Raw genomic sequence first — 9,888 nt, 5'->3', positions numbered from 1 at the left:
CCCGCCGCGCGCGCCGCCGCGCCGGTGCCGCCGGGGCTCTCGACGACGCTGCGCAGGATGGAGGTGGTGGTGTCGGCGGCCTCGCGGGCCATCGCGGTCTGCTCGGGCCGGTCGGGCAGGGTGAGGTTCTCGCCGTTCTTGGTGATCTTCTGGATGAAGGTGTACGGCACGTGCTTGCCGTGGTTGGCGAGGGTGGCGTACGCGCCGGTCATCTGCAGCACGCTGGGCGTGGCGGTGCCGAGCGAGATCGCGCCCTGGGACTCGCTGAGGCCGGGGGTCTTCGCGGGGATGCCGAGGTCGACGGCGGTGTCCTTGACCTTGTCGGGGCCGACGTCGATGCCCATCTGCGCGTAGACGGCGTTGACGGACTTGTCGGTGGCCTCGCTGACGGTGATCTGCCCGTAGGAGCGGTCGTCCTCGTTGGCGGGGGCGAAGCCGGTGGGGTTGCCGTCGCTGACGGTCATCCGCTTGTTGGTGCCGTCGTAGACCGTGTTCGGGGTGATGGTCCGGCCGTCCTGGGTCGTCGCGTGGTTGGCGACGGCGGAGGCGAAGACGAAGGGCTTGAAGGTGGAGCCGACCTGGTAGTCGGCGCGGGTGGCGCCGTTGACGAACTGCTGGGCGTAGTCGATGCCGCCGTACATGGCGACGACCTTGCCGGTGGCGGGGTCGATGGAGGCGCCGCCGGCCCGGACGTTCTTGTCGGCGTCGCGGTTCTTCTTGTCGAGCTGCTCCATCAGGCGGTCGTCGACGGCCTTTTCGAGGGCGAGCTGCTTCTTCTTGTCGATGGTGGTGGTGATGCGGTAGCCGCCGCCGGCCAGGTCGTCCTTGTCGAGGATGTCGTTGTCGGTGAGGTAGTCCTTGATGGCGTTGACGAAGTAGCCGCGGCGGCCGGAGAGGCCGGAGGGGGTCTTGGCCGCGCCGGGCGGGTCGAACTTCATGGCGGCGCGGTCGGAGCCGCTGAGCCAGCCCTTCTTGACCATGCCGTCCATGACGTAGTTCCAGCGGGCCTCGGCGCGCTGCCGGTTCTCGGGGTGGACGACGATGTCGTACTGGCTGGGGGCGTTCAGGAGGGTGGCCAGGTAGGCGCCCTGGGCGACCGTCAGGTCCTCGACGTCCTTGCTGTAGTACGCCTGGGCCGCGGCCTGGATGCCGTAGGCGTTGCGGCCGTAGTAGCTGGTGTTGAGGTAGCCCTCCAGGATCTCGTCCTTGCTCACCTCGCGGTCCAGCTTGATGGCGATGAAGAACTCCTTGGCCTTGCGGGTGACGGTCTGTTCCTGGCCGAGGTAGTAGTTCTTGACGTACTGCTGGGTGATGGTGGAGCCGGACTGCGTGCCCTTGCCGATGACGGTGTTCCAGGCGGCGCGGACCATGGCGACGGGGTTGACCGCGGACTCGCTGTAGAAGTTGCGGTCCTCGGCGGCAAGCACGGTGTGCTGGACGTCCTTGGGGATCTGGCTGAGCTTGACGTTCTCGCGGTTCACGTCGCCGTCGCGGGCGAGCTGGGAGCCGTCGGTGAAGAGGAAGACGTTGCTCTGGGCCTTGGCGGCCTGGTTGGCGGGCGGGATGCCGACGAGGAGGTAGCCGGCGAGGAAGCCGACGACGATGATCAGCAGAAGCACCAGGATGCCGCCGAGGGTCATGCGCCAGGTGGGCACGGCGCGGCGCCAGCCGGTGCGGCGGGGGCGGCCCTTCTTGCCAGGGGGTGGCGCGGTGCCCGGTTCCTCTTCCGAGGAACCGTTACTTCCCTGGCCGTCCTGCTGCGGATCGTCGTTCATGTCAGTAGTGACTCCTCGGCCGCCGCCGATGGTTGTGCCGCGGCGGGATCGGTGTCGTAGCGGGCGATGCGCGCCCTACGCCGGAAAAGGCGCTTTCGTCTGAAAAAGCTGGATCTTCCGAAAAGCTTGTGTCGCCCGATAAGAAACTGTCGCATCATGCGTTCCAGGCCCAGAGGATGGCACGCACATGTGACTGGTCTGTGACCGGCCGAATGGGTTCTCTGCCTCACCCGCCCGGGTGGTAAACGTGTGGTGCGGCGCCGCCGACAGGGCTAGCCTCGGGTGTTTTGGCACCGGGCGGCGGGGGGCGGCGGAGTGGGCGGAGCTTTGGCGCTGTACGCGGCCGTCGCGCGGGGCGGCTTCCGGCGGTACGCCACGTACCGCACCGCCACCGCCGCCGGCGTCTTCACCAACACCGTCTTCGGCTGCATCATCGCCTACACCTACCAGGCGCTCTGGCACGAGCGGCCGCACCTGGGCGGGTACGACCAGGCGCAGGCGCTGACCTTCGTGTGGGTCGGCCAGGCGCTGCTGGCGACCGTGGCCCTGACCATGGGCGGCGGCTTCCACGAGGAGATGCAGGAGCGCGTCCGCAGCGGCGACATCGCGGTGGACCTGTACCGCCCGGCCGACCTGCAGATGTGGTGGCTCGCCGCCGACCTGGGCCGGGCCGGCTGCCAGCTGCTGGGCCGCGGGGTGCTGCCGATGGTGGCCGGCGCGCTGGTCTTCGACCTCGCGCTGCCCGCCTCCCCGCTGCTGTGGGCCGCGTTCCTGGCGTCGGTGGCGCTCGCGGTGACCGTCAGCTTCGCGCTGCGCTACCTCGTCGCGCTGTCCGCGTTCTGGCTGCTGGACAGCTCGGGCGTGGCCGTCCTCAGCGGGCTGGCGGCGATGTTCTTCTCCGGCACGCTGCTGCCGCTGCGGGTCTTCCCCGGCACGTTCGGCGAGGTCGTGCGGATGCTGCCGTGGTCCTCCGCCCATCAGGTGCCGGCCGATGTCCTGCTGGGGCAGTACGCGGGCCCCGGGCTGCTGGGGGCGCTGGCGTTCCAGGCGGGATGGGCGGCGGCGCTGCTGGCGGCGGGCCGGCTGCTGCAGGCCGCGGCCACCCGGAAGGTGGTGGTGCAGGGTGGCTGAGTCCTTCGGGCGGGCCGCGCTGGTGCGGCACGGCGTACGGGCGTACCTGCTGATCGTAGCGATGTGGGTCCGGTCCACACTCACCTACCGGGCGTCGTTTGTGATCATGGCCGTCGGCAATGCCGCGGGCAGTGGCCTGGAGTTCGTGACGATCCTTCTGATGTTCTCGCACATCGACGAACTCGGCGGGTTCGGGCTGCCCGAAGTGGCACTCCTCTACGGTGCGTCGGCCACCTCGCTGGCCCTCGCGGACCTGCTGCTGGGCAATGTGGAGCGGCTGGGCAGCCGGGTGCGCGACGGCACGCTGGACGTCCTGCTGGTGCGCCCGGCGCCCGTGTACGCCCAGGTGGCCGCAGACCGCTTCGCGCTGCGCCGCATCGGGCGGACCCTGCAGGCCATGGCGGTACTGGGCTGGGCGCTGACCCGTGTTCAGGTGGACTGGACGCCGGGCCGGGTGGTCATGGTCGCGGCGATGCTGGTGAGCGGCGCGGCCATCTACGGCGCGATCTTCACGCTCGGCGCGGCTTTCCAGTTCTTCGCCCAGGACGCCGCCGAGGTGCAGAACTCCTTCACATATGGCGGAAACGCGATGCTGCAGTACCCACCCACCGTCTTCGCCAGGGAGCTGGTCCGCGGCGTCACCTTCGTGATCCCGCTGGCCTTCGTGAACTGGCTGCCCGCGCTGCGCCTCCTCGGCCACGACGACCCGCTGGGGCTGCCGGGCTGGGTGGACTTTCTGGGGCCCGTGGTGGCCGCGGTGATGTGCGGGGGCGCGGCGCTGGCGTGGCGGGCGGGGCTGCGCGCTTACCGGAGTACGGGGAGCTGACCATGGGGGAGACGGCATGACGGATGGCGCGAAGACGCCCTTCATCGAACTGGACGGGGTGCGGAAGGTCTTCCAGGTGCGGCGCAAGGCCGGCCGGCTGCGCCGCACCAAGCACGAGGTGCGGGCCGTGGACGGCATCGGCTTCACCGTCGGGCGCGGCGAGATGGTGGGGTACATCGGCCCGAACGGCGCCGGCAAGTCGACCACGATCAAGATGCTGACCGGCATCCTCGTGCCCAGCGCGGGCCGCATCCGGGTGGCGGGCATCGATCCCTCCCGGGAGCGCACCCGGCTGGCCCGCCGGATGGGCGTGGTCTTCGGGCAGCGCACGACCCTGTGGTGGGACCTGCCGCTCAAGGACTCCTACGAGCTGGTGCGGCGGATGTACCGGGTGCCGTACGACACGTACCGCAAGAACCTCGACCGGTGCGTGGAACTGCTGGACCTCGGCCCCCTGTTGGCGGCGCCGGTGCGGCAGCTCTCGCTGGGGCAGCGGATGCGCGGGGACATCGCGGCGGCGCTGCTGCACGACCCGGAGGTGCTGTACCTGGACGAGCCGACGATCGGCCTCGACGTGGTCAGCAAGGCGCGGGTGCGGGACTTCCTGCGCGAGGTGAACGCCTCGCTGGGCACGACCGTCCTGCTCACCACCCACGACCTCACCGACATCGAGCAGCTCTGCCGGCGGGTGATGGTGATCGACCACGGGCGGCTGGTGTACGACGGCGGCCTCGCGGGGCTGCACGAGGTGGGGGAGAGCGAGCGGACGCTGGTGGTGGACCTGGCGCGGGAGCTGCCGCCGATCGAGGGCGTGCCGGGCGCGCGGACGGTGAAGGTGGAGGGGCCGCGGCAGTGGCTGGCGTTCCCGGCGTCGCAGAGCGCGGCGCCGGTGGTGGCGGCGGTCGCGGAGCGCTGGCCGCTGGTGGATCTGTCGGTACGGGAGCCGGACATCGAGGACGTGATCGCACGAATGTACACGGGACGCGGCGCATGAGGACGGCGCCGCACCGCGGCAGCGGCGGCGCGCGGAGCCCGCGCCGCCGCCCTTACAGCGCTGCGGGGGCCGACCCCTTGAGGTGCTTGAGGTCCACCGAACGGGCCATCGCCTTGTAGCCCTCGTCGCTGGGGTGCAGATGGTCGCCGGAGTCGTACTCGGGGCGCAGCCGGTTCGGCTGGGCCGGGTCGCGCAGCGCCTTGTCGAAGTCGACCACGTTGTCGTACACGTTCCCGGCCCGGATCTGGGCGTTGACCGCCTGCCGGACCTGGTCCATCCGGACCGAGTAGCCGCGGTGGCCGTAGAACGGCGTGAGCGTGCCGCCGGTGACCCGCAGGCCGCGCGCGTGTGCCTGCTTGACGACCTTGCGCATGCCCGCGACCAGCTTCTCGGGATTCCACTGGCGCGGCGTCTTGAACAGGTCGTTCAGCCCGATCTCGACGATGACGGCCTGCACGCCGGAGCGGGCGAGCGCGTCGCGGTCCAGGCGGGTGAGCACGCTGGGGCCGTTGTTGGGGGAGTAGCGGCTGCCGTCGATCAGCAGGCGGTTGCCGCTGATGCCCTGGTTGAGCACGCCCAGGCGGGGCGCGCCGGGCTCCTTGCGCAGCCGCTCGGCCAGGAAGTCGGTCCAGCGGTGGTTGGCGCCCGCGGTGGAGGTGATGCCGTCGGTGATGGAGTCGCCGATGACGACGACGGAGCCGTGCGCCTCGTTGCTCCACACGTCCACGCCGGTGAGGTAGCGCCAGTACGGGCTCTGCTCGGTGTACGCCGTGCCCGCGTCGTCCGCCGCCCGGTCGCCGCGCGCCAGGTAGGAGGTCTGGCGGGCGTACGGGTGGTAGGTGACGGGCCCGGAGGGGGCCGGGGAGTACGTCGTGACCAGCAGGTCCGCGTCGTGCGGCACGTCCAGCCGCACCGGGTCGCTGGTTATCGCGCCGCCCGCCGGGATGACGACGGAGGTGCGGTCGCCGAAGGTGAGGCGGCGCATCGTGCCGGCCGCCGCCGAGGGGTTGTTCGGGGTCGCGGCGAGCGCGATGGTGGCGTGGGTGAGGGCCAGCGGGCGGGTGCCGTAGAGGTTGGAGAGCTGGATGCGGGCGCTGGAGCCGCCGACGCTGGTGTGGATCACGTTCCGTATCGACATGCCCGCGTACCCGTCCAGGGTGCCCGGCTCGGCGGCCGCGGCGGAGGCGGACCAGGTGCCGACCCACTGGCCGGAGACGGCGGGCGCCGCGGAGTTCGGGTTGTGCGGCTCGCCGCCGGGGCCGCCGCCGCTGCCGCCGACCCCGACGAAGATCGCGGTCGAGACGAGGACCACCACTGCCGCCAGGCCGGCGAGCAGGGCGTAACCCACACTTTTGGTCATGCGGGGGCGTTCTCCTGGGGCAGGCGGAGCCTCCGGCTCCGGATGGGCAAGGGCAGCGTCTGATCAGCGGCGCCGTCGCAGTCCGATCGATCCGTCATGATCCCATGTCGGCCGGTGCGGATGCCCGGCGGCTCCCTCCCGCCAGGACGGCGGAGAGGCGTTGCGCTCGACCTGTGGGACGACGGGAACCCGTGGTTCGTTCCAGGAGTGGGAACAGGACTAGGTCACAGTTGGACATACACGGGGGACGGGGCGAACGGATGGAGCGGATGGAACGGACGAAGACGGACGTGGCAGCCGGTGCGGAGGGAGACTCCGCGGCCGGCCCCGCCGCCGGCCCTGTGGCCGGATTCACATTCAACGAGGCCGACGAGGAGAAGCGGCGCGGGGTGCGCCGCATGAAGACCCTCGCCACGTGCCTGCTGCTGGCCGTCGCCGTGGTGTACGCGCTGGCGAAGTGGGCGGGCGCGGCCGGGGCCGGCGGCTGGACGGGCTATGTGGCCGCGGCCGCCGAGGCGGGCATGGTCGGCGCGCTCGCGGACTGGTTCGCGGTGACCGCGCTGTTCCGGCGGCCGCTCGGGCTGCCCATCCCGCACACCGCGATCATCCCGACGAAGAAGGACCAGCTCGGGCAGAGCCTCGGCGACTTCGTGGGGGAGAACTTCCTCTCCGGCGAGGTGGTGCGGCAGCGGCTGCGCAAGGTCGGCATCGGCAGCCGGCTCGGCCGCTGGCTCGCCGAGCCGGAGCACGCCGACCGGGTCACCGCCGAGCTGTCGACGGCGCTGCGCGGCGCGCTGACCGTGCTGCGCGACTCCGACGTGCAGGCGGTGGTCGGCGAGGCGATCACCCGCCGCGCCGACGCGCAGGAGATCGCCCCCGGGCTCGGCACGATGCTGGAGAAGATCGTCGCGGACGGCGGCCACCACCGCGCGGTGGACCTGGTGTGCGCACGGGCGCACGACTGGCTCGTCACGCACGCCGGCTCCGTCATGGCGGCGGTGGCCGGCGGCGCGCCCGGCTGGACCCCGCGCTTCGTGGACCGCAAGGTCGGCGACCGGGTCTACAAGGAGCTGCTGCGCTTCGTGACGGAGATGCGGGACATGCCGGACCACCCGGCGCGCGGCGCGCTGGACCGCTTCCTGACCGACTTCGCGGGCGACCTGCAGTCCGACACGGACACCCGGGCGCGGGTGGAGCGGCTGAAGTCGGAGGTGCTGGGCCGCGGCGAGGTGCAGGACCTGATCGCGTCGGCGTGGGGCTCGGTGCGCGCGATGATGGTCGCGGCGGCCGAGGACGAGCGCAGTGAACTGCGGCTGCGGGTGCGCGGCGCGCTGCTGTCGCTGGGCAAGCGGCTGGCCGCCGACGGTCGGCTGCAGAGCAAGGTCGACGGCTGGCTGGAGGGCGCGGCGGTGTACGTCGTCACGACGTACCGCGACGAGATCACGCTGCTGATCACGGACACGGTCGCGGGCTGGGACGCCGAGCACACCTCGAAGAAGATCGAGGCGCACATCGGCCGCGACCTGCAGTTCATCCGGATCAACGGCACGGTCGTGGGCGCCCTGGCGGGCCTGTGCATCTACGCGGTGTCGCGGGCGGTGGGCGGCTGACGGCCGGCGCCGGGCAGCTGATGCCGCGTCAGCACTCTGGTGATCGCCGCCCGCAGGCCCTACCGTGCCCGCGTGCGGGAGCGGATACCGGTGGTGGTGCGACTGGTGTGGACGGCGGCGGAGCTGGCGGTGACCGTCGGCGCCGTCCTGGTCCTGCTCGTCGTCCACCAGCTGTGGTGGACCAACCGGGAGGCGCAGGCGGACGCGCGGCAGCGGGTGTCCCGGCTGGAGCGGCAGTGGCGGCAGCCCGCGCCGCGGCCCGCTCCCTCCGAGGCCCCGAGCGCCACGCCGGACCCGGGGCCGACGGAGAGAGCCGCGAGTCACGCGCCGGACCCGGCGTACGCCGTCCTCCGCATCCCCCGACTCGGCGTCACAGCGCCCATCGCGGAGGGCATCGGCAAGGCGGGCGTGCTCGACAAGGGGTACGTGGGCCACTACCCGCGGACGGCGCAGCCCGGCCGGGCGGGGAACGTCGCGCTGGCCGGGCACCGCAACACCCACGGTGAGCCGTTCCGCCGCCTCGACCGGCTGCGGCCCGGCGACACCGTGCGTATCGACACCGCCGAAGCCCGCTACACCTACGTCGTCGAGCGGACGCTGCCGCAGACCACGCCCGCCGACGGGACGGTGCTGGCACGGATCCCGTACAGCTCCGTCCACCCCGGCCACCGCTACACCGAGCCCGGGTACTACCTCACCCTGACGACCTGCACGCCGGAGTACACCTCGACGTACCGGCTGGTGGTGTGGGGGCGGCTGGCGGCGGCGGAGCCGCGCTAGTACGAGCTGCCGGGTGCCGCAGCCGACTTGGTGATCTTCTTGCCGTCCTGGCCGACCGCGAACCAGGTGCCCTTCACGCCCTGGCCGTTGACGTCGCCGGGGGCCTTGTCGCCGGTGAACCAGTACATGGGCCAGCAGTCCACGGCGAGCTGCTTCGTGCCGTCCGGGCGCTTCACGGTGGTGATCAGCTTGGCCGCGAGCCCCTCGATCTTGCTCTTGTCGGCCGGTTTCGCGGGTTTCCAGGTGTCCAGGCAGGCGCCGGTGCAGGCGAATTTCATCGGCCAGGGGTTGTCCTTGGTGAAGCGGTAGAGCGTGCGGCCCTTGCCGTCGACGATGATCTTTCCGAGCATCGCGTTGTCGGCGACCGAGACGTCTGCCTTGGGCGCGGCGGGCGGCTTCTGCGGAGCCGCCTCGCCGGCCTTGCCGCCGTCGGCGGCCAGCGCGTGCCAGACCCCGCCGACGTCTTGGCCCTTGGTGTCGCCGGGCGCCGCGTCCTTGGCGTACCGGTACACCGGCCAGCCGCCGAGCGTGAGCTGCTTGCCGCCGTCGGCGCGGGTGACCGAGCCGAGATCGGCCGCGTTGATGCCGGTGGCGGCCTTGGCGTCGGCCGCGGGGACCGGCGGCCAGGTCGAGGCGCAGTCGCCGGCGCAGGCGGACTTGGGCGGCTTGGCGGTGTCCTTGTCGAAGCGATACAGGGTCAGGCCCTGGCCGTCGGTGACGACCTTGCCGATACCCGCCGCCTCCTTGAGGGCGAGCGTCTTGGCGGCCGCGCCCAGCCCGCCGGCCGAGTCCTGGCCGTACCCGCCGCCCTTGTCCGACCCCGACCCGTAGTCGTAGCCGGAGCCGGAGCCCTTGTCGGAGGCGCTCTGACCGGCGGGCTGGACCCGGTCGCCGGCGGCGGAGGACGCGTAGTCCTTGCCGCCGCAGGCGGTGGTCAGGGCGAGCACGGCGAGCGCGGTGAGCGCGAGGCCCGCTTGGCGGCGGTTGACCGAGGCGGCTCGGGTGTTCATGGGATCTCCTTCGGTGGGGGCGGCGGAGGTGCCGTCGGGACGGGGATACGGACCGGGATACGGGGGGTGGCGCTGCCGCCGTTCAACGCCTGCGGAAGTTGTCACTTCACGTCAAAAAGCGGTGCACGGCGGGCAGTACGGGGGCGGAGGCGGATCGGCGTACGTCCGTACGGGATCAGTCGGCGGCGGGCCGGACCCGGAGGGCCAGCGCCGGGCAGCGGCGGGCGGCGAGCCGGGCGCGGCGGCGCATCCGGGCGGGCAGTGGCATGGCCGCCTGCTGCGGATAGCCGTCCGGGCCGAGCCGTACGACGCCGGGCGCGAGGTCGGCACAGAGGCCGTGGCCCCGGCACAGCGTCCAGTCCACGACCAGCTGTGCCGCGGGCGCGGCGGGGCGGCTGCCGG

9 protein-coding genes are annotated in these 9,888 nt (G+C 72.2%); 5 read left to right on the top strand and 4 right to left on the bottom strand.

Annotation, left to right across the window (positions count from 1 at the left end):
- On the bottom strand, positions 1-1,775 hold a 1,775-nt coding region (locus tag ABT381_RS33325; protein ID WP_351600999.1), incomplete at its 3' end, for a transglycosylase domain-containing protein.
- A 327-nt stretch (positions 1,776-2,102) separates the two neighbouring features.
- Between ABT381_RS33325 and ABT381_RS33320 the strand changes: the two genes are divergently transcribed.
- The 3 genes from ABT381_RS33320 to ABT381_RS33310 are packed head-to-tail and all read left to right on the top strand — an operon-like array spanning position 2,103 to position 4,726.
- Entirely contained in the window at positions 2,103-2,906 is an 804-nt protein-coding gene (locus ABT381_RS33320; RefSeq protein WP_351601005.1) for an ABC transporter permease, read from the top strand.
- On the top strand, positions 2,899-3,732 hold the full coding sequence (locus tag ABT381_RS33315; protein WP_467754365.1) for an ABC transporter permease: 834 nt from the start codon (positions 2,899-2,901) through the stop codon (positions 3,730-3,732). Before ABT381_RS33320 ends, ABT381_RS33315 begins: the two co-directional genes overlap by 8 nt.
- A gap of 16 nt (positions 3,733-3,748) precedes the next feature.
- Positions 3,749-4,726 carry an ABC transporter ATP-binding protein gene (locus tag ABT381_RS33310; RefSeq protein ID WP_351600996.1) on the top strand — a complete coding sequence of 326 codons (978 nt, stop codon included), beginning with the start codon at positions 3,749-3,751 and terminating at the stop codon, positions 4,724-4,726.
- Between the two features lie 52 nt (positions 4,727-4,778).
- Here the strand turns inward: ABT381_RS33310 and ABT381_RS33305 are convergent, their stop codons facing one another.
- A complete protein-coding gene (locus ABT381_RS33305) occupies positions 4,779-6,086 on the bottom strand; it encodes an SGNH/GDSL hydrolase family protein (RefSeq protein WP_351600993.1) in 1,308 nt (435 codons plus the stop codon).
- Positions 6,087-6,346: 260 nt separating this feature from the next.
- Between ABT381_RS33305 and ABT381_RS33300 the strand changes: the two genes are divergently transcribed.
- Both ABT381_RS33300 and ABT381_RS33295 read left to right on the top strand, forming a co-directional pair.
- Positions 6,347-7,696 carry a DUF445 domain-containing protein gene (locus ABT381_RS33300; protein WP_351600990.1) on the top strand — a complete coding sequence of 450 codons (1,350 nt, stop codon included), beginning with the start codon at positions 6,347-6,349 and terminating at the stop codon, positions 7,694-7,696.
- A 72-nt stretch (positions 7,697-7,768) separates the two neighbouring features.
- Complete coding sequence (locus tag ABT381_RS33295) at positions 7,769-8,476, top strand: class E sortase (RefSeq protein ID WP_351600987.1); 708 nt, start codon at positions 7,769-7,771, stop codon at positions 8,474-8,476.
- On the opposite strand, the gene ABT381_RS33290 is transcribed toward ABT381_RS33295, so the two are convergent.
- Positions 8,473-9,486, bottom strand: a complete 1,014-nt coding sequence (locus ABT381_RS33290; RefSeq protein WP_351600985.1) for an SCO0930 family lipoprotein — start codon at positions 9,484-9,486, stop codon at positions 8,473-8,475. The two genes, ABT381_RS33295 and ABT381_RS33290, sit on opposite strands and share 4 nt — an antisense overlap.
- A 175-nt stretch (positions 9,487-9,661) precedes the next feature.
- Positions 9,662-9,888: ferredoxin (locus ABT381_RS33285; protein ID WP_351600983.1), on the bottom strand; the 227-nt coding region annotated here is incomplete at its 5' end.

This window comes from Streptomyces sp. NPDC000151 (genome assembly GCF_040301705.1).
Taxonomy (GTDB): Bacteria; Actinomycetota; Actinomycetes; order Streptomycetales; family Streptomycetaceae; genus Streptomyces.
Note: the sequence above shows the minus strand (reverse complement) of the source record. Positions and strands in the feature narration are given on the sequence as shown.